Origin of the sequence: Pelotomaculum schinkii, assembly GCF_004369205.1 — a bacterium.
GTDB lineage: Bacteria > Bacillota > Desulfotomaculia > Desulfotomaculales > Pelotomaculaceae > Pelotomaculum_C > Pelotomaculum_C schinkii.
In genome coordinates this window covers 1,155,281-1,179,381 of record NZ_QFGA01000001.1, presented here as the reverse complement: position 1 = coordinate 1,179,381, position 24,101 = coordinate 1,155,281, and the positions used below count along the sequence as shown (strand labels likewise).

At 50.2% G+C, this 24,101-nt stretch carries 25 protein-coding genes and 1 riboswitch; of the genes, 7 read left to right on the top strand and 18 right to left on the bottom strand.

Features of this window, described 5'->3' with window-relative positions; all coding sequences use genetic code 11:
- Positions 1–2 precede the first annotated feature (2 nt).
- Genes Psch_RS05655 through Psch_RS05645 form a run of 3 tightly spaced genes read right to left on the bottom strand, consistent with a single transcriptional unit; the run spans position 3 to position 2,030 of the window.
- The gene (locus Psch_RS05655; protein WP_190239443.1) at positions 3–989 is read right to left on the bottom strand and encodes an ABC transporter substrate-binding protein; all 987 of its coding nucleotides are present in this window, start codon (positions 987–989) and stop codon (positions 3–5) included.
- Positions 989–1,777, bottom strand: a complete 789-nt coding sequence (locus Psch_RS05650) for an ABC transporter permease (RefSeq protein WP_427910076.1) — start codon at positions 1,775–1,777, stop codon at positions 989–991. The genes Psch_RS05655 and Psch_RS05650 overlap by 1 nt, the downstream gene beginning before the upstream one ends.
- The gene (locus tag Psch_RS05645; protein WP_134217808.1) at positions 1,740–2,030 is read right to left on the bottom strand and encodes a thiamine-binding protein; all 291 of its coding nucleotides are present in this window, start codon (positions 2,028–2,030) and stop codon (positions 1,740–1,742) included. The genes Psch_RS05650 and Psch_RS05645 overlap by 38 nt, the downstream gene beginning before the upstream one ends.
- A gap of 64 nt (positions 2,031–2,094) precedes the next feature.
- Positions 2,095–2,200: riboswitch (TPP riboswitch) on the bottom strand.
- Positions 2,201–2,375: 175 nt separating this feature from the next.
- On the opposite strand from Psch_RS05645, the gene Psch_RS05640 reads away from it, so the two are divergent.
- Both Psch_RS05640 and Psch_RS05635 read left to right on the top strand, forming a co-directional pair.
- Positions 2,376–2,825 carry a PspC domain-containing protein gene (locus Psch_RS05640; protein ID WP_190239441.1) on the top strand — a complete coding sequence of 150 codons (450 nt, stop codon included), beginning with the start codon at positions 2,376–2,378 and terminating at the stop codon, positions 2,823–2,825.
- Entirely contained in the window at positions 2,822–3,133 is a 312-nt protein-coding gene (locus Psch_RS05635) for a LiaI-LiaF-like domain-containing protein (protein WP_190239440.1), read from the top strand. The genes Psch_RS05640 and Psch_RS05635 overlap by 4 nt, the downstream gene beginning before the upstream one ends.
- On the opposite strand, the gene Psch_RS05630 is transcribed toward Psch_RS05635, so the two are convergent.
- Positions 3,130–3,723 (bottom strand): FmdE family protein, encoded by a 594-nt coding sequence (locus Psch_RS05630; RefSeq protein ID WP_190239439.1) that lies wholly within the window; start codon positions 3,721–3,723, stop codon positions 3,130–3,132. The genes Psch_RS05635 and Psch_RS05630 overlap by 4 nt on opposite strands.
- 268 nt (positions 3,724–3,991) lie before the next feature.
- Here Psch_RS05630 and Psch_RS05625 point away from each other — a divergent pair, with 268 nt between their 5' ends.
- The gene (locus Psch_RS05625; RefSeq protein ID WP_190239438.1) at positions 3,992–5,191 is read left to right on the top strand and encodes an SAM-dependent methyltransferase; all 1,200 of its coding nucleotides are present in this window, start codon (positions 3,992–3,994) and stop codon (positions 5,189–5,191) included.
- A 101-nt stretch (positions 5,192–5,292) separates the two neighbouring features.
- On the opposite strand, the gene Psch_RS05620 is transcribed toward Psch_RS05625, so the two are convergent.
- The 3 genes from Psch_RS05620 to Psch_RS05610 form a co-directional block, all read right to left on the bottom strand.
- Entirely contained in the window at positions 5,293–5,616 is a 324-nt protein-coding gene (locus Psch_RS05620) for a PDGLE domain-containing protein (RefSeq protein ID WP_190239437.1), read from the bottom strand.
- Between the two features lie 17 nt (positions 5,617–5,633).
- Positions 5,634–6,263 (bottom strand): energy-coupling factor ABC transporter permease, encoded by a 630-nt coding sequence (locus tag Psch_RS05615; RefSeq protein WP_190239436.1) that lies wholly within the window; start codon positions 6,261–6,263, stop codon positions 5,634–5,636.
- Between the two features lie 264 nt (positions 6,264–6,527).
- Positions 6,528–7,352, bottom strand: a complete 825-nt coding sequence (locus tag Psch_RS05610; protein ID WP_206663725.1) for an SIR2 family NAD-dependent protein deacylase — start codon at positions 7,350–7,352, stop codon at positions 6,528–6,530.
- Positions 7,353–7,585: 233 nt separating this feature from the next.
- Here Psch_RS05610 and Psch_RS05605 point away from each other — a divergent pair, with 233 nt between their 5' ends.
- Entirely contained in the window at positions 7,586–7,906 is a 321-nt protein-coding gene (locus Psch_RS05605; protein WP_134217801.1) for a zinc-ribbon domain containing protein, read from the top strand.
- Between the two features lie 61 nt (positions 7,907–7,967).
- Here the strand turns inward: Psch_RS05605 and Psch_RS05600 are convergent, their stop codons facing one another.
- The 8 genes from Psch_RS05600 to Psch_RS05565 form a co-directional block, all read right to left on the bottom strand.
- A complete protein-coding gene (locus Psch_RS05600; RefSeq protein ID WP_427910074.1) occupies positions 7,968–9,662 on the bottom strand; it encodes a sigma-54 interaction domain-containing protein in 1,695 nt (564 codons plus the stop codon).
- A gap of 156 nt (positions 9,663–9,818) precedes the next feature.
- A complete protein-coding gene (locus tag Psch_RS05595) occupies positions 9,819–10,412 on the bottom strand; it encodes a hypothetical protein (RefSeq protein ID WP_190239434.1) in 594 nt (197 codons plus the stop codon).
- 24 nt (positions 10,413–10,436) lie between these two features.
- Positions 10,437–11,825, bottom strand: coding sequence for an acetyl-CoA carboxylase biotin carboxylase subunit (locus Psch_RS05590; RefSeq protein WP_190239433.1), 1,389 nt, complete (start codon positions 11,823–11,825; stop codon positions 10,437–10,439).
- A 22-nt stretch (positions 11,826–11,847) separates the two neighbouring features.
- Positions 11,848–12,177: an acyl-CoA carboxylase biotin carboxyl carrier protein subunit gene (locus Psch_RS05585; RefSeq protein ID WP_134217797.1), complete on the bottom strand. Its 330-nt coding sequence runs from the start codon at positions 12,175–12,177 to the stop codon at positions 11,848–11,850.
- Entirely contained in the window at positions 12,098–12,847 is a 750-nt protein-coding gene (locus tag Psch_RS05580) for a 5-oxoprolinase subunit PxpA (protein ID WP_134217796.1), read from the bottom strand. Before Psch_RS05580 ends, Psch_RS05585 begins: the two co-directional genes overlap by 80 nt.
- Before the next feature lie 25 nt (positions 12,848–12,872).
- Positions 12,873–13,856 (bottom strand): 5-oxoprolinase subunit C family protein, encoded by a 984-nt coding sequence (locus Psch_RS05575; protein ID WP_190239432.1) that lies wholly within the window; start codon positions 13,854–13,856, stop codon positions 12,873–12,875.
- 33 nt (positions 13,857–13,889) lie between these two features.
- Positions 13,890–14,876 (bottom strand): carboxyltransferase domain-containing protein, encoded by a 987-nt coding sequence (locus Psch_RS05570; protein ID WP_190239431.1) that lies wholly within the window; start codon positions 14,874–14,876, stop codon positions 13,890–13,892.
- A gap of 617 nt (positions 14,877–15,493) precedes the next feature.
- Positions 15,494–17,227 carry an aldehyde ferredoxin oxidoreductase family protein gene (locus Psch_RS05565; protein WP_190239430.1) on the bottom strand — a complete coding sequence of 578 codons (1,734 nt, stop codon included), beginning with the start codon at positions 17,225–17,227 and terminating at the stop codon, positions 15,494–15,496.
- Positions 17,228–18,006: 779 nt separating this feature from the next.
- Here Psch_RS05565 and gabT point away from each other — a divergent pair.
- The gene (gene gabT, locus Psch_RS05560; protein WP_190240237.1) at positions 18,007–19,329 is read left to right on the top strand and encodes a 4-aminobutyrate--2-oxoglutarate transaminase; all 1,323 of its coding nucleotides are present in this window, start codon (positions 18,007–18,009) and stop codon (positions 19,327–19,329) included.
- Between the two features lie 343 nt (positions 19,330–19,672).
- On the opposite strand, the gene Psch_RS05555 is transcribed toward gabT, so the two are convergent.
- Genes Psch_RS05555 through Psch_RS05545 form a run of 3 tightly spaced genes read right to left on the bottom strand, consistent with a single transcriptional unit; the run spans position 19,673 to position 22,123 of the window.
- On the bottom strand, positions 19,673–20,407 hold the full coding sequence (locus tag Psch_RS05555; protein WP_190239429.1) for an ABC transporter ATP-binding protein: 735 nt from the start codon (positions 20,405–20,407) through the stop codon (positions 19,673–19,675).
- An 8-nt stretch (positions 20,408–20,415) separates the two neighbouring features.
- Positions 20,416–21,168: an ABC transporter permease gene (locus Psch_RS05550; protein ID WP_190239428.1), complete on the bottom strand. Its 753-nt coding sequence runs from the start codon at positions 21,166–21,168 to the stop codon at positions 20,416–20,418.
- Complete coding sequence (locus Psch_RS05545) at positions 21,143–22,123, bottom strand: ABC transporter substrate-binding protein (RefSeq protein WP_190239427.1); 981 nt, start codon at positions 22,121–22,123, stop codon at positions 21,143–21,145. The genes Psch_RS05550 and Psch_RS05545 overlap by 26 nt, the downstream gene beginning before the upstream one ends.
- 260 nt (positions 22,124–22,383) lie before the next feature.
- On the opposite strand from Psch_RS05545, the gene Psch_RS05540 reads away from it, so the two are divergent.
- On the top strand, positions 22,384–23,463 hold the full coding sequence (locus Psch_RS05540; RefSeq protein WP_427910088.1) for a DUF763 domain-containing protein: 1,080 nt from the start codon (positions 22,384–22,386) through the stop codon (positions 23,461–23,463).
- A 68-nt stretch (positions 23,464–23,531) separates the two neighbouring features.
- Positions 23,532–24,023, top strand: a complete 492-nt coding sequence (locus Psch_RS05535) for a rubrerythrin family protein (protein WP_190239425.1) — start codon at positions 23,532–23,534, stop codon at positions 24,021–24,023.
- Positions 24,024–24,101 lie beyond the last annotated feature (78 nt).

Sequence of the window (24,101 nt, the reverse complement as noted above, 5' to 3'; positions counted from 1 at the left end):
CGCTACTCCTTCGGCAGGAATTGGTTGGTGTAGGCCTCTTGATAGTCGAGGGGCTTTTCAATCAGAGCCTGGGAATACATCCAGTCGGCGTATTTTTTCCAGCGCTCGCCGGACATCTCACCCCAGCGGGAGGCGTCTGCCTGGTACTCCTTGGACAGGTACTGCTGGCTGGCCATGACCAGCTCCTTGTTTAACTCGGGGACACAGTCAAGCAGTACCTGCCCGGCTTTTTCCGGGTACTTGATACAGTAGTCATAGCCCCTCGCGGTTGCTTTCATGAAAGCGGCCACCAGTTCCGGGTTGTTCTTGACCGTATCTTCGCTGGCAATCAAGACCGGAGTGTAAAAGTCGAGGGCGGCGTTGTAGTCCCTCAAGTATATGAAATTAAGGGGCACGCCTTTGAGCTCTGACTGAATACCGTCCCAACCCTTGAAAATCCAGGCGAAATCAATATCTTTGCTGACGCTGGTGAGAAAGTCCGCCGAGCCGATGTTGATTATCTCAACTTTATTAAAGTCGGCTTGATCCTGGTTCATGAGGGCCTTCAGCATGGCTTCCTCGGCTGGAGAACCCCAGCCCCCATACTTCTTGCCCTCAAAGTCCTTGGGGCTCTTGAGCCCTTTTCCCGCTGGCGATGCAAAGCCGGAGGTGTTGTGCTGAATAACAGCCGCCAGCGCCTTGACGGGGATGTCCTTGGTCCTGGCTATGGTTACCTCTTCCTGGTAGCTGAAGCCGAAATCGCCCTGCCCCGACGCGACCAACTGGGCCGCTCCGCCTTCACTGGGCTGTACTATATCCACGTCCAGTCCTTCTTCTTCATAAAACCCTTGTTTTTGAGCTACGTAGACTCCGGTATGGTTGGTGTTTGGAGTCCAGTCCAGGATTACCGAAACCTTTTTGAGAGGTTTTTCCTCCTGCGACTTGTTCCCGCCGCAGCCTGCAGCCAGCAAGAGTGTTAATAAAGCGACTGCCAGAACTATCTTTTTCATTACAAATCCCTCCATTCTGTTAACCTGTTCCAGGGAATGACCAGTCTTTCAATAAGGACTACCAGCGCAAAGAGGGCCGCGCTTAAAACGGTGATGGTAAGGATGGCCGCGAACACGCGGTCTACCTGGAACGAGCGCTGGGCAATGGTCATGTACATGCCCAATCCCTCCTTGGCGCCCAACCACTCGCCAATGACCGCACCCATGACGCTGTAAGACGCGGCTATCTTCAGCCCGGAGAAGAAGGAGGGCAGCGCCAGAGGCAGCTTGACCATCCGGAAAATATCCAGCCGGGTGGCTTTCATCGACCTGAAGAGCTCGAGGTACTCCCTGTCAACAGCCGCCAGCCCCCCCAGCAGGCTTAAAGCAATCGGAAAGAAGCAGACCAGGATTACTACGATAATTTTGGGCATGACGCCGTACCCGAACCAAATTATGAAAAGCGGGGCCACTGATATGATCGGGACGGTCTGGGAGGCGATAAGCAAGGGATACAAAGCTCTCCTCAGAAGGGGGACCTCGTCCATGACGAAAGCCAGAACAAAGGACAAGATTATGGCCAGGGTAAAACCTGCCAGGCATTCCATCAGCGTTGTTTGCGTGTGTTTAAGGATTAAGGGCAGGTTGTCTGCCAGGGTTCGCGCAATGAGGGCGGGACCGGGCAGAATCCATTCCTGGACGGCTTTCCAGCGCACCAGGTATTCCCATGTAACCAGCAGCAGGACTACAAATCCCAGTGGGAATGCGCCGTTAACGATACTTGTTAATTTTCTCCTCAATCGTGACACCACCTGCCTTGCAGTCTATTTTAACCACCGACAGGACCCGTGTGGCGCCATTTTGCAGGCAGATCTCTTGCGCCCTGGCTACGATTCCCAGGAGCAGGTCAAGTTCTCCTTCCATCGTTGTCTCCATGGGACCGACAACATATTTGACGCCGGACTCCCTGATCAGGTCAATTACCTTGTCTACCACCGGGTAAACCTCCGCCTCGGGTACGATTGGGATGACCTGCAGACTGACGTTATAGAGCACTGACAAAAACCTCCTTTAAATTAAATTAGGCCTTCTGCCTGCAGGCAAAAGGCCCGAACGCGCTCACTTAAAGCACGATCTAGCTTGTCCCTACGCTGGCATTACCCAGATCAGGTCTGTGGGTCAGAACCAAGTTCTTTCTCAGCCGAATAGCTTCAGCTCCCCGCATAATATACAAATTGTATGGGAAATTAAATATACTGATAAAAACTGTCAGGAAATAATTATCCATTAACTTTAATCTTAACCATAATGTTCATGAAAATCAAATAATTTTTATATTTTGCGAATCTAATTCGCACCCGTATTTTCAATGTAGTGGTTAAAACAACTTTATTTGGGGGCATTCATATGAACAGGCTCTACCGATCCCGTAAAAACAAGATGATTGCAGGGGTCGCTGCCGGTATGGCCGAGTATTTTGAGGTCGATGTAACCCTTGTAAGGCTGCTATGGGTCCTGTCGGTGATGCTTGGCGGCAGCGGCATTCTTGTTTACATCATCGCAGCGGTTGTTATACCTGTTGAAAACGACCGTCCGGACATCCCTGTTGAAGGAGTGCAGGAGGCGCAGGGAGAGCCGACGGCCGGGTACCAGTCGCCTGGTGAAAAAAAAGGCTTGCATGTAGATTCGGAAAAACGAAGGCGCAACGCCGGTCTCCTGTTGATCGGGCTGGGCATCATCTTTCTGGTCGGACAAACAGTCCCTCACTATTTTTTGCGTTTTTCTTGGCCGCTGTTGATCATTGCCCTGGGGATTTATATTCTGTTCCAAGGCTCGGGAAAGGAGAGAGACCGGTGAGTGTCGGGACGTTCATTCTCGGGATGGCGCTGATCCTGTTTGGGACAGCGATGCTCTTGATCAATACGGGGTACGCCTCGCGTGAGATGTTAACCCAGTCGGCCAGGCTGTGGCCTGTAATCTTGATTGTTGTTGGGCTGAGCCTTTTTTGGAGAGGGCGTATACCCCGCTGGTTTGCTGTTCTAGTGATTCTTGCTCTTGCGGCAGGTATTGTCGCATACATTCTGCTTGGAGAGGGGTTTTTCCCGGGCAGAAACGGCATCAAGCAGATTTTTGAAGGAATAATATTTCGGTCAGTCTCTGTCTAATGCTCTGAGCAGGGTATGCAAACAATCTTGCCGCCTTTAACACGGACACGCGGCTCCATGACCTGTTCCCCGCATACGGCACAGGTGTGAGAATCGTAAATCTTGGCCTTATCGGGAAATTCAATTTCAACGTCCCGGATCTCACAAAATTCATCGTCGGGCAGATCCAGGATATAGCGGATGCGTTCCTGCTGGTGGTCGTGGAAAGCTTTACGTTCTTCAGCGGAGGCTGTCCCGCCGTAAACTTTATCCCTTAGCTCTTTCAACGAAGGGGCCTTTGGCCTTGCCGAACCTTTGACAGCAATCCGTACAGCACGTCCGCTGTTGCGGCAAACAAAAGTATAGACCTGTTTCCCCAAGTCGTTAAAGACAAGGTTTCCTTTGCCGAAGGTGCAACCGGTCAAAACCTGGATAGCGTCCACGCTGCAGGAGTCATTTTCTACAATAGCGATCAACTCCTCGTCGGCGGCTCGAATGGCCTGTAGTTTTTGTAAAGCAACTCTGGCTACGTGGTAACCTGTAGCTATGCCCGGGCAACTGTGGCCGTGGAACTCAATAACCTTATCCCAATCGCTTTTTTCTGTACACATTAAATTTACCTCCTTTTACTAGTTTGCATTTTGATCATTACTCTATTATAACGCCAAACACGGTCAGATAGTAAAGATACATAACCGTGTCAGAGGATGGAAAACCTATCCTGAAAAATGCAGGTGTGAATTCATTCGCACAAAAGCCACATTGGACAACCATGCCCCAGGAGCGGCGCCAGCAGAAGGATGGAAATTTATTTTCATGATACGCGGCGCCGCCGGCGGCATGGACAACTACTCAGGAACAATCAGGAGGAGATGGGCAATGCAAAAGCAGTTACTACACAATTTGTTAGGCGGGATTAAGTCCCCGGCATTCGAAGTAACCTATTGGGACGGTACAACGGAGCGGTATGGCGCCGGCGCTCCTTGCTTTAAGCTGTTATTCCGCGAAAAACTACCGGGCAGGAAGTTTGTCCAGGACCCGGTGCTGACCTTGGGTGAAGCCTATATGGATGGGGTGATTGACTTCTTCGGAGACCTGGAGGAAATTACCAAGACTGTACTGCAGGGTAAAGAGATTTTTGAAGGCCGTTTCAAAGGCCATGCTTTAGCCCGGTCTTTCCCCTGCAGGCTGAGACCAAATTCCCTGCGTAAGCAGCAGGAAGACATTCAGCAGCACTACGATCTGGGGAACGATTTTTTTTCATTGTGGCTGGATGAGACCATGAGCTACTCCTGCGCCTATTTTCAGAGCCCTGCGGATTCCCTGAGTAAAGCACAAAACCAGAAAATTGACCACGTCTTAAAGAAACTTGAGCTGAAGCCGGGCGAAACTCTATTAGATATCGGCAGCGGCTGGGGCTGGCTGATTATCCGGGCCGCCCGTGAATACGGCGTGAAAGCGATGGGGATTACCCTGAGTCAGGAGCAGTTTGAGGAAACCCGGCGCAGGATTAAGGAACTGGGTTTGGACGGCCAGGTGGAGGTTGAGCTGATGGATTACCGGGTCCTGGCGTCCGGCGGGCGTGTCTTTGATAAAATAGCCAGTGTGGGGATGTTTGAACACGTAGGCCGGGCCAACTATCCGGAATTTATGAGCTCCTTGAGGAGACTGTTGAAGGAAGGCGGCCTGGTACTGCTGCATACCATTTCCCACCTCAAGGAGGGTCCCGTAAACTCCTGGATCGAAAAATATATTTTTCGTGGCGGTTATATACCTTCCCTGAGGGAGGCAATATGGCAACTGGCGGACTATGATTTTCATGTCATTGATGTTGAAAGCCTGCGGGTCCACTATGCCATGACTCTGGAGCGCTGGGCTGAAGGCTTTGAACATAATGTGGACAGGGTGAGGGAGATGTTCGGTGAACGCTTTGTCCGGATGTGGCGGCTGTATCTTCATTCCTGCGCCGCCAGTTTCTGGGTGAGCGGACTGAATGTACACCAGATTCTTTTCTCAGGCGGGCTTAACAACAACCTGGCCTTGACCCGTGAGCATTTATACAGACAGGTGGAATGCTAAATGACGATCCGTCCTGAGAAGGGTCTTGTGATAAAATGATGAGGGTGCGGATTTATTCGCACCCATTACTATTCTCGATACAATCATCCCTGACTGTTTATTCACTTAGATGTTGATTGCAATTTTGTCTCTGCTTTAGCTTTGCGGACGGTAACTATCCTGCCCAGTACATACACCGCCCCAAAGGTCAGCATGGTCCCGATGACGCCTGCGGCTGATGTCGCTGCCTTTTCATTCTGGATACCCGGAAAAAGGTAATCGGGTATTGGCGAGCTCAAGACCTGTTCATCGCCCTTGTCGAGGAAGCCTTGGTCTTCAGCAACCCTTTCCAGCCCGTCCGGACTGGATGAGGCGAAGGGAGAAAGTAGGGCGGCCACGACCAGGGCGGACAATAAAAGGATTAGTACTGTTTTTTTCGTATTCATGCTTGGAACCCCCTTACCTATGCTTTTTTCTGCTGCCAGGTTGGCTTCAAGCCGACGCCCCGCACGTAAGACACTACGACTACCGTGATTAACCCTTCGCCGATACCGATTAAAAAATGCCAGCTGAGCATTGCCGCCAGGGCGACATGAAAGGGGACTGTTCCGGATAAGGCCAGTTCCACTGTGGCGACCAGAGCGGCGGCGATCACGGAGGACCAGGCTGCCAGGAAAATAGCCGCTTGCTCAAAACGACTCTTGCCGGATACAAGTTTATATACTCCATATGCAACCAGGCTGCCGATAAAGGCCATATTTAGAATGTTGGCGCCCAGGGCGGTCAAACCACCGTCATTGAAGAAAAGGCACTGGATAATCAGGACAGTTGAAATGATCAGTCCGGAACACCAGGGACCAAGCAGGACTGTAGCCAGGGTTGCGCCCAGCAGGTGGCCGGATGTGCCGCCCGCTATGGGAAAATTGATCATTTGGGCGGCAAAGATGAAGGCCGCCAGCACTCCCATCACCGGGATCAGACGCTCATTGAATTCCTCCCGCACCTTTTTCAGACTGTAGCTGAGAGCCCCGGCGCCAACCACTGTTGTGGCAACCCAGGTCTTGGCGTCAAGAAAACCGTCCGGTATATGCAAAATATCACTCCCCAACAAGTAATTGAAATATTATTTTTGTTTATAGACTCATATATGTATCAGTCTATCACCCCATTTACAAACAAAAAACCACGGTTGTCCAAATGATCAGGACTTAACCTCCGTGGTTTGTTCACAGTGTTAGATTTTATTGATTAATACGTTTTAATGCATGACAGCTTCAGCCGCCCCTTTTCATTTAAATTTTACATGAGTCAAAAGGCCGTGTCAATGAAATATTGGCGCTGCCTTCACCATATCGTTTTATAATAATTCGTTAATCCCGTTCAAACCTTCCAAAGCCCCGCCGGCCAGTGAGATATGAGGGCCGGGTATAAAGGGTTCGCGGGGGTTGATCCTGATTACCGTGGCGTTGTAGTTTCTGCCCAGCCTCTCACTAAGGTTGCGGATGGTCGGTAGGGCGGTTCCGGCCCCAATCTCTATTACAACCAGATTTTCCCGGCGGTTGGTTCTCAAGAACTCCGTTAGATTTCTTTCCTGGCGCGCAGTCCTGGTTGCGTTCCAGGTATAGTCACCGAACATAAGTATATTGGGCCTGGCCGTACCACCGCAGTACGGGCATTGGGGTATGTGAGAGGCCAGCATGGTGGAGAAATCAACCGGGATAGTCTCGTTATTATCCCAGATGTCTTTTGAGCAGGGGGTGGTACATTGAAGATAGTGGATCGACCCGTGGACCTCACAGATATCTTCCTCACTAAAACCAGCTTTTTGGAACTGGCCGTCGACATTCGAGGTTACCACGAAGCAGTCCAGCTGGTAACGGGAAACCCAGTTCAGCAGCAGGGTAAACCCATGGTGGGGCAAGGTCTGGCGGTAAAGGTTGGCGCGATGGCCATAGAAGCCCCAGCCGAAGGCGGGGTTAGCCTGAAAGTGGGAAGGGTTGGCGGCATCCACAAAACTGAGTCCCAGTCGTTCATACATGGGGTAGGCTTTCCAGAATCCCCGGTCGCCCCTAAAATCAGGCAGGCCGGAATCAACCCCCATGCCTGCGCCTGCTGTAACCACGATTGTTCGTGCTTTTTTAAGGGCTTGAGCTGCTTTTAAAAAATTTTCCCGCTGTTCCAAAATGCAACCCCCTGACGTGCAGTTGCTGTCAATATAATATCTCCGCATCCATTTTATTGCAATAACAGACAATTACAGATGTTTAAAATATTTTACTTAATACGGGGTTTAAGGTTTTAAATGGTTAGTAAAGATGATATAATAGTAAGGCCTGCTAAAGATCGATAGACATCTCCTTAATCAGGGTTGATAATTCGTCCGTGCAGAGCATTCTAGGAAAGGAGATGTTTTTCATGTTTACAGGCAAAACTTTAGTATGTAAGGATTGTGGCATGGAATTTGAATTCACGGCCGGGGAACAGGAGTTTTTTGCCGAGAAGGGCTTTACCAACGAGCCTTCCAGGTGTCCCGCCTGCAGGGCGGCCCGTAAAAACAGCCGTGGTCGTGAACAGGGCAGGTTCGCAGGTGGGCAGGGCAACAGGCCCAACCGCCAGATGTATGAGGCAACCTGTGATGACTGTGGTCAGATAGCCAGGGTGCCGTTCCAGCCGGACGGATCCAAGCCTGTTTACTGCAGTGAATGCTTCCGTAATTACCGTCGTTACGCCGACTAAGTCATGAAAATAAGCCTTAAAACAAAGGGAGCTGTTAAAGGACAGCCCCCTTATTTGTTTTTTATTTTTTCTTACCCGTCTTGATCGGGGCCGGCCGGGAGGAGGCGCCCAAATGGTATTTTTGTAATTTCCGTACCACTGTGGACTGGTTGATTTCCAGCGCCTTGGCCATTTTATAGGTATTTTTGTACCGGCTGTGGGCCATGACAATCAGCTGTTTTTCCAACTCCTCGGTCGCTTCCTTTAAGGGATAGATGTCCAGAACATAAATCCTGTTGGGGAACCTGCTTTTTCCTTCAAAGATATAATCGGGGAGGTGGCCTACGCCTATCTCGTTGTCCTCTCTGGTAACAAGGAGCCTTTCCACAAGGTTTTCCAGTTCGCGGACATTGCCGGGCCAATTGTAATTTTTTAGGATTTCTAACGCCTCACTGGTAAATTGTTTATTCGTCTGATATTTTGAGTTAAGCTTTTCAAAAAAGTAATCGACCAGGACCGGTATGTCTTCCTGTCTGTAGCGGAGAGGAGGGATGACAATCGGGATCACGTTTAACCGGTAGTACAAATCCTCTCTGAACAGGCCTTCAACAACCATCCGCCGGATATCCCTGTTGGTGGCGGCTACAAAACGGATATTTACATCAACATACTTGCTGCCTCCGATGCGAATAAGTTTTTTTTCATGGATTACCTGCAAGAGCTTAACCTGAAGGCCTAAAGGCAGTTCGGTTATCTCGTCGAGAAAAACAGTACCACCGCTGGCCAGTTCCAATAGCCCTTTTTTCCCTTCCTTGCGGGCTCCGGTAAAAGCGCCGCCTTCGTAGCCAAATAATTCCGACTCTAAAAGATTTTCCGGAATAGCGCCGCAATTAATGGTGATAAAAGGACCGTCCGAGCGCTTGCTCAGCTTGTGCAGCCTGGAGGCGAGGACACCCTTGCCGACACCTGATTCACCTGTAATCAGCACGGTTGAATCGACCTGGGCTACCTTGTCGACCATTTCCAGCACCCGTTTCATCTGGGGGCTCTCGGCTATCAGCTCACTGCTTCTGGCTTTTTCCTGGCTCAACTTCAACAGCTGCCGGCGGTAACTTTCCGCCAACTGCTCGGTATTTTCAAGTTGTTTTCTAAGGTTTAAAAGTTCCGATATATCCCGTGAGTTTACAACCACACGGGTAATCTCCCCGTTTTCATTAAAGATGGGGTTGCCTGTAACAATCAGGTGCTTCCCGCTTTTGGTGGTTTGCGTCATGGTGACACGTTTCTGGTCCTGTAAAACAATCCTGGCCACAGATTGGTTGAAAAAGCCGCTTTTTTCCAGATCTTTAACGTTTTTGCCCAGAAGTGTTTTGACCGGAACTCCGTAATAGCTTTCCCCAACCTTGTTGATTCGTTTGGTTAAACCATTTCCATCGATAACAAAGATCTCATCATAGGAGGAGTTGAAGATATCCTCCAACTCATTAATCTGTTCTTTTTGCTCGGCTATTTCGTTGCGCCAGTGGGAAATATCGGACAGTAAAATAACAAAACTAATAGCGCCGTCATTAATGTCAACCCGGTTGGCGGCATAGGTTTTATCACCAACAGCTATTTCAAATGATTGGCCGGCTGAAATTTGTGTGAACAACCGGGCGCTTGTATGCAAAGCGTCAGCAGCTACTTGATTGGAAAAAATAACATTATTATTTTTGTCATAAACGATAAGACCGACCGGCAGCATTTCGACTAACTTCTCCCAAAGCAATAACAACACCCCAAATATGCAACTGATTGATTTCCATGCTTATTTTCAAGAAAAACGGCGCCCATGTACAGGAATTAGTGATGTCATGAGCACCGCTGCTTGAGAATTCACCTTGTTAAAATATATTAACAATATTGATTTATTTTGTCAAAGAGTATGTTTTGATTATTTTAATAGCGGCTTACCCATCGGGAACTTCATGCCGGCGCCCTCGAGGATTCCGCCTGCAGCCATGACTATGCCGAAGAACCCTGCGACAAAGAATCCCCAGCCGCTTAAGGCAGCCAGACTGCCTACTCCCCAGTAAACCAGGGCCAGGCAGGCAATACCGACATCTGCGCCGATTACCGAGATGGTTGCAGCCGAGGGAGAGTATTTGGCGAAAATGGGTGTGGTCAGAATGAGCACGATTCCCAAAATAGCCCACTCGTAACCCAGGATGCGGGCATCCAGATCCCACTTGTATATAGGTGCGAAATAGGTGATGGCGTAATTTAACGCGGAGGCGAAGGCAAAGAACGAGCCGAAATAGGTCCAGGTCACGCCGCCGGCAACATTACCCAGCTTTAACTGGGTTATTCCCGCAATCAGATAAGGGATGGCGCAGGCTAAAGACAGGGCAGCCATGAATAGCAGCGCCGAAGGCTTCACATATCCTACCAGAAACGCCCAGGCCATCCAGGTGGCGATGGAATAGGCAAGCCAACCAGCGGGTCCGGCATCAGCTATTTTTACGTTGACATTAACATCTTCTGCCATTAGATTTAACCTCCTTGATAATTTTTACATGTTGGGCCACAGGGGCTTGCCCGGACTTCCTGTTGCTCCTTCTTTGGCATACAATTTTTCAATGAAGCCCGTATCAAGGCTTCCCTCAGCAAATTCCCGGCTGCTGACAATAAGCAGGTTGGCCGGGATCGTGGTCTTGATGCCTCCGATTTGAAAGCCCATCAAACCCAGCTTGAGGTTTTTGATAGCATCTGTCCGGTTAATTCCCCAGGAGATAACCTTGGCTAGCAGCGGGTCGTAGTAGGGAGGGACCGTTCCACCCGCTTCGATAGCATGGTCAATTCTCAGGTACTGCGCCTCCATATGGGGAAATTCCAGGCTGGTGATGGTCCCCGGTGACGGGATAAAGGAGACCGGGTCTTCCGCATATACTCTGGCCTCGATGGCGTGCCCCTTAAACTCAATGTCTTTCTGAACGAAATCAAGGGGTTGGCCGGAGGCTATAAGCAACTGCTGTTTGACTATATCCACGTTGGTCAGGTATTCAGTTACCGGGTGTTCCACCTGCAGTCTGGCGTTGACCTCCATAAAGTAGAAGTTACCGTCTTCCGAGCGGAGAAACTCCATGGTGCCCGCTCCGTGGTAGTCCATGGCCAGAGCCAGTTTGGTGGTGTAGTCAAAGAGCTCCTTGCGGTCTTCCTCGCTGACCACCGGTGATGGTGATTCCTCGATTATTTTTTGATAACGGCGCTGGATGGAACATTCCCTTTCGCCCAGGCAGACGCAGCCGCCCTTGCCGTCGGTAAGGAACTGGATTTCAATGTGCCTGGGGTTTTGGATCTCTTTCTCAATGTAGCATTCAGAGCTTTTAAAAGCCATCAGACCGATCCTGGAAAGCCTTTCGAAAGCTTCTTTAGCCTGCGCTTCTTCTTTAACTAGTTCGATACCTTTGCCCCCGCCACCCTTGTCCAGTTTCAGGACGATGGGATAGCCACATTCGGAAGCAAACTGGTAAATCTCAGCCACGTCTTGAATAATGTCGATGGTTCCGGGCACCACCGGAACGCCTGCGTCCGAGGCAATCTTGCGGCAGAAGCATTTGGAGTCGATAGCTTTTAAGATGGCTGGTGGAGGGCCAACCCAGGTGGCGCCCGCCTCTGCGACAGCCTTGGCAAAGGCGGCGTTTTCTGAAAGGAACCCGTAGCCAGGGTGAACAGCATCAGCTCCGGATGTCTTTACCGCGTTGATGATAGCCTCAATGTTCAGGTAGCTTTTAACCGGGTTGGCGGGGCCGATATTGTAAGCCTCGTCTGCTTCCTTGAGGTAGCCCATGTTCTTGTCGGCATCGGAGTAAATTGTTACGGGTTTTATACCCAGGTCGCGGCAAGCCCGCATTACCCTGTTAACAATTTCTCCACGGTTGGCGATAAGCAATTTTTTCATCTGTTCATCTTCCTTTATAATCTTAAGCTTCCAGGATAACCATCGGGGAACCGACTTCCATTTCATCCCACTCTTGAACCAAAATAGTTTTTACAACTCCGTCAGAGGGGGCAACGACGGAGAGCTCGGTTTTCATGCAGTTAATAACTGCAACCTCCTGACCCGCCTTAACCTGGTCTCCTTCATTAACAACTACCCGGGCTACCAGTCCCGGCATATGAGCTTTTGCTACTACTTCCATCTTTGTGATATCCTCCTTTTTACTTATTGTTTTAAGCGGCGCCGAGTTGCTTGAGCGGAATGCCTGCTTTCTCAAAAGCCTCTTTAACTTTTTTGACAACCTCGGCGGCATTGGGAGAATCACCGTGGCAGCATATTGTGTCTCCCGCGGCGTCTATAACTTTACCGCTGATGGTCGTTATTTTTTTGTCTCTCGCTACCATGATCGCGCGTTCGGCAACTTCTTCCGGCGATCTTGCTTTCTTGGTCCGTTCCAAGACCCAGTTGCCGTCGTCATCGTAGCTTAAGTCAATCAAGATCTCGGCGGCCATGTTCAAGCCCAATTCCAGTCCAAGCTTCCAGATCACTGTGTTCCTCGGGATCATCACGTACAACCCGGGGTTGTATTGCGCCACTGCTTCGAGATAGGCCCTGGCATAGCGCTCTTCATCGTGGACCATGCGGTAGAGTATGCCGTGCGGCTTGATATGCTGCATGGTCATACCATTGCTCTTTAAGAACGCGTCCAACGCGCCCAACTGGTACAGGGTGTCGCATTTTAATTCCTCCGGGGTGATTTCCATGCGGCGCCTGCCGAAGCCTCTTTTGTCTTCCAGACCGGTGTGGGCGCCCACTGCAACCCCGTACTTTTTGGCCAGCATCACTGTTTCCTGCATGACCAGGGAATCACCGGCGTGGAAGCCGCAGGCCACGTTAGCCGAAGTGATATATTTCATCACTTCCTCGTCATTGCCGAGCTTGTACCTACCGAAGCTTTCACCCATATCTACATTGAGATCCATTTTTCCACTCCCATTGCAGGCGGTTTTACGCCAGAGATTTCTCGGTGAACAAGGCCTTTTGCTCAATGCGGGCCTGGAGAGCTTCCTCTTGTGTGCTCATGGTAAATTTAATAAAATCTCTTGAAGGAGTCCCCTGGCCCACTTTCCACAGATCAGCATTGATTATGCTTAAAACGTTTATATATCCTCCGAGAGTGGGCCCGTCCGCAATTAAGATGATGGGGGTGTTGCCGCAGACGTTCAGGCAGCCGCGCATTGCGTAAGCATGGTCCACTATGTTCGAGGGATGGCTCCCGCCAACTCCACCGTCTTCCCTGGCGAAGAAATTGCCTTTTACCTCATCGATGCGGTAAGCTGAACGGTTTGAGCTGTGCTGAATCTTGAAGGAATGACTGAACAAGAAATCCATTCCTTCTTCTGTAACATAATCCGGGCACGTGTTGGGACCTGGGATGGCTCTTAAGTTCCATACACGGGAATATTCCGGGATAACCTCTTTTTTGAGCTTTCTACCCGGCAGGTTTTTCAAATCCTGATATGGCTTGCCAAATGGTAAAACGTCTTCAGCCTGGAGTTTCCTGCCCTTGAAACCACCGTAACTACCAAAAATGCAGGTTGACTTGCTGCCCAGGTATAACGGCACATCAATACCGCCAGCCACACCAATATATGACCTGAAGCCGAATTCACTGAAATGAGAGAATTTCAGGACGTCACCCTTTTTCACTTCAAAGGATTCCCACACGGGGACTGGCTGGTTGTTTAAGGTGGGCTTCATATCGGTGCCGGTAATGCTGAGTACGGTATCGGCGCCGATTTCGGCTTCAAAATAACCGCCCGCAATTTCTATCCCTGCTTCACCAGGTGGGTTACCCACAAGCAAGTTTGCAAATTCAAGCGCAACATTATCCATGGCAGCGGCAGGAGCCATTCCCTTGCCAAGATATCCCAGTCTACCCGGCCAATCTTCAACGATTGCCTCAATTCCCCCGTTCAATATCTTTAGCATACTATTTCCTCCCAACTGATTCTTATTTTTCGTTTATAGCCGGGGCGCAGTTTTGGTTGCCTCTTTTTGCTTTTCCTGAAATTCCTTGGCTCCTTTTTGAACTTCCTCTGAGTTGTAAAAATTCAAATAGTCCTTTACTAAAATTTGATCTTCTTTAATTTCATACTGGTAGTCGGTTTTGTTATGGACATGCTCGAAGATATCGAGAATATCCTTTTCCGTGACTTCAAAGAAACGGATCCTGTCTGCGGACTTGTAAAGGAACGGGCTGTCTTTGAACAGCGGGTGTTTTTGGCTGAACTGGAATGTTGGTATCGTCCTGCCAAATAACTGGTAACCGCCTCCGGTAGGCGTAGTATAGGTAAATATACAAGGTCCGCCAATACCCACCGCTCCTTCCGGGGTCCATGTCCGGGGAGGGTTATATTTTGGTACAACAATTGCGCACCTGGGATCCATCGGCCAGAAGAACCCGCCACCAGGCCAGAATCCGCCGCCGCTGTTGTACCATTCAGTACCCAGTACTTTATTTTTTATTTCTTCAACTGAGATTCCGTTGCACAACGCCATATACTCAAGGTTATATCCGTTAATCACATTCGGGGCGCCTGGGCGGACTTCTTTTACGTACTTGGCCACAGCTTTTTTGGTTTCACTGTCTTCCCAAGCTATTGGAAGACTAATCAGGCGTGATTCAACAACGATGTCCTCAATGGAGGTCAATGAATCTTCAACTTCCTTGATTTCACCGATTAACTTTCGAACTGATAGAGCTGCGGGGTCAAAATGAAACATATTTGTTCTAATCCCGGGCACTGTTTCAATTAAACCGTTTAAATTCTTGGCCAGGACCAGATCATTAATAGCCTGGATCCTGAATGAGTCCTGTAAATTGGCTCTTTGTTCTCTCCCGTACTCTACCTGAAGAAAACCGTCTCCGGCTTGGCGGAAGAGGACTTCGAGCCTTGACTCGTTCTCCGGCAAGGTGTCAAGAATTACGTCGTAGTTCTTTTGTTCCATGAAATTTAGCCTCCTTTTACCATGTTAATACTGCGTTCGAAATGAATACCAAGAGTTCAATGGTTGCTGGCTACTCTTCTAAAGATTATTTAACCACCCCTTTATGCCCGAATGATTAACCCACACAGCTTTGTGCACTGTTCTTCTTTGAAAGAATAATCCCACATCCCGGATTCTCATCCTTGATACTGTCTGGCAAATGTGGGCACGAATTCATTCGTACCAGGATTTTACATCAAATGCTAGAAAATTTGTTGCCAACGGGCCGTGTTCGAATGAATTCGCACCTACACTCCAGGTGTGCATTCTTTGCTTATGCCGTATCAGGTATTGCTGTCAGGAAAAATCCCAATAAAATTGGAAGAATATTCTGTTACTTCCAGGGCTTATATGCCACTATTGGGAGGAGTATGCCTTTGTCTTTAAAGAGGAAGGGCCCCACACAGGGCGGGCATGTGACTAAGGACCGCCCATGTAAGCCTTTTTCACTTCAGGATCATTAAGCATTTGGTCGGCCGGACCTGTCATGGTCAAGCGGCCTGTATTCAATGCAGCCTCGCATATCACTGGGCTTATAAAGGCGGTTCCCACCCCCAGCCAAGCATTTGCGACTTTTCTTATAGCCACCCCCTCAAAGTGTAATAATCATCCACCATGCGGGTTAACTCAGCTTCCGTAATCACCGCTCCGGTCTCCGGCAACGGTTCCCGGTGCAAGCGTTTGGGCAACCGGTCGCTGTCCCTTCCGAGGCCCTGCCGAAGGTTAAATTGGTGGGTCATGGTAATAATTTCGTTAGCCATCCGGCGCAGTTCCTCGACCGTGTAGTCGACGCCGGTCAGGGCTTTGATCAGTGTCTGCAGCTTCGGCCACTGGAGCATGTCCCGGTAAAAAACACACAAAATCATGGCGTTCAAAATAGTCAGGCGGTCTTCATAGTCGATATATAAGGCGGCTTTGCCCTCCGTTGTGTCTCTGGGAATAACCCCGGTTAATTCCGGTTTGTAAAAGGTAGCCCTTAAGTGGCAGGCGCCGCGCGCTGAGGTGGCATATCCCAGCCCTACCCCCTTGAGAACACGCGGGTCGTAGCCCGCCGGTTCCATGCCCTTGACATGAATGGCTACATCCTCAAGTCCCAGAGCTTGGGCAGCCGGAATGATGCCGTCTGATAAAACAGCCCCTTCACCTTGGCGGGTAGCTATTTCCACCAGCAGTCTGGCTGCGCCTTCAGCATCACCGAAAGCCGGGAAACGGGTGTTGATGCCTCTTGCATTAGCCTCCATGGCCAGGGCGATGAGGTTGCCGGTTGACATGGTATCTATTCCGTAGCGATCGCATAAGTCGTTCAAATTAAGAATTTCTTCCATTCGATCTATACAGCACAGCCCGCCAAACACATAGATGGTTTCATATTCAGGACCTTCAACTTTAAGGCCTGCTCGTACGCCATGCTCAACTTCGGCCAGTTTGCCGCAGGCAATGAAGCAGTTGGGGCAGGTCTTTGCTTTAACCTTAAAGTTGGTTACAAAGGCTTCCCCGCAAATTTTTTCCCAGCCCTCAAAGACACCTTTTGACCAGTAACGGGTGGGAAATGCCTTGGCTGAGTTAAGCAAGGCCACCGACTGGGTTGTGCCATACTTTTGATAACCCTTGACGCCGGGTAAATCCTTGTTTTCTCGCAACAATTGCGAGGCAAACTGTTTCAGGAGATTTTCGTCAGCAACCGGGGTAACTTTGCTGCCGTGAAATACAACTCCTTTAAGGTTTTTACTGCCGAATACGGCGCCTAGGCCGCCCCGTCCGGCGGAGCGCCAGTAATTGTTTTCCACACATGCCAGGCGCACCTGGTTTTCTCCAGCCGGTCCGATGACCACCGCCTGAGCGCCTGCTACGCCAACCCTGGCCAAAACCGCATCTTCAGCTGTATATGTATCGGTACCCCATAAATCTTTTGCCGGGTGAAATTTAACTCCGAGGTCAGAAATCTCAAGCAGCAAGGGTTCCTTTGCCTGACCTTCCAGGATAATGGCGTCATAGCCGGCAGCTTTGATTTTAGGCGCAACCTTGCCGCCCGAGTATGATTCGGCATATCCTCCGGTCAGGGGGGACCTGCTGTAAAGGCCGTACCTGCTGGACCCCGGCGCGCGTGTGCCTGTAGCCGGTCCAACCGTAAAGATGACCTTGTTTTCGCTACCCAGCGGATCGGCACCCGCTTGAACCTCCTGCAATAATAGGTGAGAACCCAAACCTTTGCCGCCCAAATACCTTCTTAAAATATCTTCCGGCAAAGTTTCCTCCCGGCAGGTTTGGCTTTCCAGGTCAACTCTCAGCAACTTGCCATGGAAACCTTTCATCAATACCCCTCCAGCATGAAAAGTAATCTAATGTAATCTAAACATAGTTTGAATACTAAGACAATTTTTCGTATGGTATACTATAGATAACTGTTGTATTGCGTACTCCCAAACACATGGGATCAATGCCATATAGCATGCTATTTTCAATGCTTTTAGTAAATCTGCCGGAGCCTTGAAGCCTTGTAAATTAAGGGTTTCATATGAATGGATATTATAGGATGCTTTCCCAATGTATTACAAGGCACAGGCGAGATATTTATGTAATGCAGTATAGCATTAAAATTTTAATTAATTTTAAAGCTTTTTTGGGATCTGCTGAAGCTTTGCTGAGTTGTTTTAAATGCAATTGTGCATTCAAGAAATGCATTAATACATTTTGATTATTTAGTTAATTAGCATTTTTATAAAAAAAGTGCTCATGTCAGGAATTTCATAAGCACCATTGCTTAAAAGTATGATAAATTTGTCTGGATTTTACCATTTAGACTTTTCTCTGTCAAGTAAAAATTTAAGCGTACAGTTACCGTTGATGCATATATGCATTATTTTGGTAGTCTTTATAAGGGCTGGTGTCTGTTATAATAAGGCTTAGTCGCATTAACTGACTGTGCAGGCTTATTGGCATACTATTTGCTTAGCTTTTAAGGAATCAGTTGGATGAGAGCTCATGGCTGACAGAATCCCTGGAGGGAAGGAGGCAGTTTGGGGGAATTTTCCTTTTCTAATAAATAGGCGCCTTAATCTTACATTATAAGGGGGAGCACAAAGTGGTCAAAATGAGAAACGAGGTTCCTGGCCCCAACGCGTTAAAGCTTATGGAAGAAAGAAATCGTTATGTGCCCAGAGGTATTTCCTACAGTTACCCGCTCTTTGTTAAGGAAGCTAAAGGGGCTATGCTTACTGATGTGGACGATAACCAGTTCATCGACTTCGCCGGCGGTATTGGTGTGGCCAACGCCGGGCATTGCCCGGAGCAGGTGGTGAACGCGGTTAAGGAGCAGCTTGACCGGTACATACACACCAACATAAATACGGCCATGTACGAACCGTACGTTCGCTTAGCTCATGAACTGTCGGATTTGACCCCGGGGGATTTCCCCAAAAAGACCATGTTTGCCAACAGCGGCGCCGAGGCAGTGGAAAACGCCTTAAAAATTGCGCGCAGGTATACCAAAAGGACGGGTATTATAGGACTGGAATGCGCTTTCCACGGCCGTACCTTGATGACCATGTCTCTGACCAGTAAGTACAAGCCCTATAAGAACGGTTTTGGTCCTTTTGCCCCAGAGGTCTATAGAGTTCCTTCAGCCTACTGTTACCGCTGCTATTTCGGCTTGAGCTATCCTTCCTGTGAAATGCAGTGTGTCAAGAACCTGGCAAGGTTCTTTGTGGCGGAGACATCGGCGGAAAACATCGCAGCTCTCATTGTTGAGCCGGTACAGGGTGAAGGCGGTTTCCTCGTACCGCCGCCGGAATACCTGCCGGGTCTCAAGGAAATTTGCAGCAAACACGGTATAATGTTTGTTGCAGATGAAATCCAGTCCGGCTTCGGACGTACCGGCAAAATGTTTGCCGTTGAGCATTTCAACGTGGTACCCGATTTAATGACTATCGCCAAGTCGCTGGCAGCAGGCTTCCCCATAAGCGCGGTAACCGGGCGGGCCGAAGTTATGGAGGCTTGCGATCCAGGCGAAATCGGCGGGACCTACGGCGGAAATCCGCTCTCCTGCGTGGCGGGACTGCAAGTCATAGATATGATGAAGAAAGAAGACCTTCCCGGCAGGGCCGCCAAGATCGGAAGCTTAATCGTCCACAAAATGCAAGAACTGCAGGAAAAATATCCGGTCATTGGGGATGTGCGCGGTCTGGGCGCCATGGTTGGGATCGAACTGGTTAAGGATTTGAAAACAAAAGAACCGGCCAAAGAACTAACCGGCAGGCTGGCAAAGGAATGTTTCAAGCGCGGTCTGGTCATACTTACGGCCGGTATTTACAGTAACGTCGTCAGGGTCTTGTGCCCGCTGGTCATTACCGATGAGCAACTGAACGAGGCCATGGTCATCATGGAAGATGCTTTGGAGGAAGTATGTAAGGCCTAGTAAGATTGCCGGACAATTTGTTGATTGAAAAACAAGCCCCGCGTCCTATTAAAAGACGCGGGGCTTGTTCATCAGATCAGGTAATCATTGCAAGTTAACAGGGTTTCCAACAAAGAACAGCCTAAAACAAAACCACAACTTGAATCCCAAGGTAAATGTTGAATTGCGAAGAGAGCGGAGGATAACCCCAAGCCCACTACCCCAGAGGCTTTTCGAAAACCAGTTAACAATGACCTATAGAAATGCTATTATTTAGGACTGGCAGAAATACCTTGTATTTTCCCTCTGCTGGGGCCGCATCAACACAGAGGGAAGTACCCGGGTAATGCTCCTGATTTGCGGATTACAGTCCCGGGTAATATTTTTTATTTTCGGTTTCCAGCATAGCCAGCATTTTGGTGTAAAGTGAGGTTAGCGGTTCCTCGCCGACATTGCGTTGTTCGTGAGGCAGGTCCAGGTCAATTGTCTCAAGGATTTCGGTTGGCCTGGCTGAAAGGACCATAATCCGTTGTCCCAATAGCAGGGCTTCCATAATATCGTGGGTGACGAAGACAATGGTGCGGGGCGCAGCCTGCCACATTTTAACCACGTGCCGTACCAGACCCAGCCGAAGGGGCATGTCCAGTGACTTAAAGGGTTCGTCGAGGAGCAAAAGGTCATGCGGGAAGGCAAAGGCCCGGCAGATGGCGAGGCGCTGTTTCATACCTCCGCTTAAGGCTTTGGGATAGCTGTCGCGATATTCATACAGGCCCATCGTGCTGAGGTAGCTCTTGATAAGTTCCTGCTTTTCGGCTGGAGATACCACATCCTGCAGTGCGAAATCCAGGTTCCCGGCTACCGTTTTCCAGGGCAATAGCCTTGGCTCCTGGAACACATAGCTTACCCGGAGCCCGGCCAACCCGGTAATACGGCCGGCATCAGGCTGTTCCAGCCCGGACAGGAGCTGCAGGATAGTTGTTTTACCGCAGCCCGAAGGGCCGATGATGCAGAAGATCTTGTTTTTGCCGGCAGAAAAAGAAAAATCACCCAGGACCCTGGTCTGTCCCAAGGTTTTATGGACCTGTTCAAATTTAATCAAGCGAACTATCACATCCAGTGGCTCAGTTTGCGGCGGGTCAGGTAGGATAGCAGGCGGTCCGTTACCAGACCCAGGCCGATTAGAGAAGCGGTCCAGGCAAAAAGGCCGGCTGTTTCCAGGTTGATCCTGGCTACAGCCATACTGGCCCCGATGCCTGTCTGAACGCTTAAGAATTCTGCCATGGCCACGGCCTTCCAGGTAACACCCAGGGCGTTGGAGACTCCGGCCATGAGGTAGGGAGCCACCTGGGGCAGGTAAATCTCCCGTATTATCCGCGCTTTGCTGATGCCAAAGATGGAAGCCATCTGCAAAAGCTGCCGGTCAATGCCGTTTACACCCTGGAAGACATTGATCACGATCAGAGGTACGGTAGTTACAAAAACGATAAAGACCGGCACCCCGCTAAAACCAATCCAGATCATCGCCAAAAGCAGCCAGGAAATCAGCGGGGTAACCTGTAAAACCACCACTGCCGGCCTGAAGAGGCTGGCTGCCACCGGGTTGAGGCCGATCAGGAGCCCGAGGGGCGTGCCCACACCCACTGCCAGGCCGAATCCAGCCAGTCCCCGCGCGATGGACTGGCGGCCTTGCTCCCATAGTTCTCCGCTGACTGCCAGGGAGTAGAAAGAACGCACGACCTCTACAGGCGAAGGTATGATTACATGGTTATACAGGCCGGACAGCATTTGCCAGAGAGCGATAAACAGGACCAGCCCGGAAAGCGGCAGCAGGCTTCTAATCGGCCAGGAAGAAGTTTTCATCGGGAAGCTTTCCTCCCACCATATCCGGCGACAATTCAAGAAGTGTGGTTAGATAGGTATTGACATCGGGTTTTGCCCGGCTGCCGGAAACGTATTTCAGGCGGGTGCGGGTCATGCTTTGGATAAACACCTGGGCAGGCATCTTCAGGTTCTTTTCTATCAGCGGGGCGGCTCCGGCCGGGTCGGCGACGGTCGAATCCAGTTCCCTGGCGTAGGCTTGTTGGAACTCGCGTAATGCTTGTGGGTATGCTTTGGCGAATTCGTTGCGGACAACCATCCCGGCCTGAGGCAGTTGGGCTGAGTATCCTTCGAATTGTTGCCAGTCACTGTAGAAATCCCTGACTACCCGGGATTCTTTGCTGTTCAACAGGACCTGGGTTACCATGGGTTCGGGTAGCACAGCATTTGTAACCAGCCCGTTGATCATCATCTGGGCTATTTCCGGCGATTCCAGGTAGTTCAACCGGACTTCGCCTGCTTTAAGCCCGTTCTTATCAAGCAGATACCGGGTCAGTACGTCTGGAGTAGAACCCCTGGCCCCCACATAAAGGTCCTGGCCGGTCAGGTCATGCCAGTCTTGAACCGCGCTGTCAGTTGACACCAGGTAAAGTATGCCCCAGGTGCTGACATTGGCCAGGGAAATATCGACGCCTTTGTTATATAATTTGGCTGCCACGTTTACAGGCAGTACGGTAAAGTCCGCCTCACCCTTCACGGCACGGGTGGTAGCCTCCTCTACGGACTTGTATATCACCAGTTCCACCTTGGTACCTTTAAGCGGGTTCTCTTCAGCCATCTTGAAAAGCGGAGCGGTAGGAGGTCCCAACGGGGCCTGCACCACAATTTTCTCAGGAACGGCGGTCTTAACTTCCTTGCTTTCTGTGCCCTGGCTGCCGCACCCTGCCGTTAATAAAAGCACTGCAAGCAACATCATTAACTGGACTGTTCTCCGCAATACTTGCACACCACCTTATAAGTATTTTGCATGTCGAAAACCGTTCTCTTGTGTAGAATATGAATGTATTCTCTATACCTGGATTATTTCCTTCCTAGGTCTCCAGCATGGGGCAAGGGAAGGCTCCAAAGAAATCATTTCAGGATTTTTAAAATGCGGTTATTGCTGATGGCGACCGGGGAGGGTAATTTTTATTGCCCGGGAACTGGTGTTCGTTGTATAATAGGCCTAGCAAAGAGGTGATGTATATGCGAACAGGCATAGCCAACCTGCCCTTGCATGGACACCATTGCCCCCGCTGGCTCTTTGACCGGATGGTTAAGCTTAGCTCGGCTATTATTGAGGCGGTGGTTGAGGAGTATGGCCCTGGAGAAGTACTGGAGCGGCTTTCCGACCCCTTTTGGTTCCAGGCGCTGGGTTGCGTGGTGGGGTTTGACTGGCATTCTTCCGGCCTGACCACTGTCTTATGCGGGGCTTTAAAGCAAGGTTTACGCCCCAGGCAACACGATCTGGGAATTTACCTGGCCGGGGGAAAAGCCATGGCTTCCCGCAAAACGCCGTCGGAAATCGAGGAGTACGCCGACCGTTACGGGCTTACCGTCGACGTGCCCTGCCTGCAGTACGCCAGCCGCCTTTCGGCCAAGGTTGACAATACAGCAGTACAGGACGGATTTCAGATTTACCACCATGTCTTTGCTTTTACCGGAGACGGCAGGTGGGCTGTGGTCCAGCAGGGCATGGACCAGGCGGGCGGTTGGGCGCGGCGCTACCACTGGCTGGGGGATAAATTGGATTCCTTTGTGGAAGAACCCCATTCGGCCGTATGCGGTGAACCGGCGCGGGCTGTGTTAAATATGGTCGCCCTGGAGAGCGCCGGGGCCAGGGAAGCCTCGCTTTACCTGGCGCAAAGGCCGGATGAGGTTATTCGCACACTGAAAAAGATTGCGGATATGCCCGCTGACAAGTTTAAGACGCTGAATCTCCCGGCGGCTCATCCCGTTCCGGGAGCCAACCGTATTGAAAAAACCCTGGCCAGGCTTTATGATCTTCAGCCGTCCACCTTCGAGGGGATGCTGGCGACAGAAGGGGTCGGGCCTGCTACGGTCAGGGCGTTTGCCCTTGTCGCCGAGGTGATTTACAACGCGGGAGCAAGCCGTAAGGATCCGGTACGTTACAGCTTTGCGCACGGAGGTAAGGACGGGCACCCCTTTCCGGTAAACCGTCAGGATTATGACCGTTCTATCTCCATTTTGGAGAGGGCGCTACGCCGGGCCAGGACCGGAGACAGCGACAACCTGAAAGCCCTCAAAAGGCTTGCTGGCATCAGTGCCTTCGTATAAAATGGATGTGGGTATTATTTACAAAGAAATTGGGATAATTAAACTTCAAACGAATAGGAGGGAAAAACGTGAGTACGGAAAAATGCTTAAAGGACTCTTTTGCAGGAGAGTCCCAGGCTAACCGCAAATACCTGGCTTTTGCCAAAAAAGCCGATGATGAAGGGTATCCCGGTGTGGCCAAACTGTTCAGGGCGGCGTCTGAGGCTGAGGCGATCCATGCCCAGGCGGAACTGAAAGCCCTGGGAGGGATAAAAACAACGGGGGAAAATTTGCAAAGCGCCATAGACGGGGAAACCTACGAGTTTACGCAAATGTACCCCGGTTTTATCCAAACAGCTGAAGCTGAAGGGAACAGTCAGGCCAAAAAGGTATTTACCTTCGCCAACGAAGCGGAAAAAGTCCATGCCGATCTGTACAAAAAAGCTTTGGCCGCCCTGGACAGCAAGGCGGATACCGATTACTATCTGTGTACGGTTTGTGGTTACATTCATGAAAATAACGCTCCGGAGAAGTGCCCTATTTGCGGGTCTACTGCCAAAGCCTTTAAAAACGTCGGTTAAGCTGGGTAGAGACTGCCCCCCCCCGGAAAAGGGACAGTCAATGAAAGTACCCCTATGGCAGGATTTGAACACTGCCAT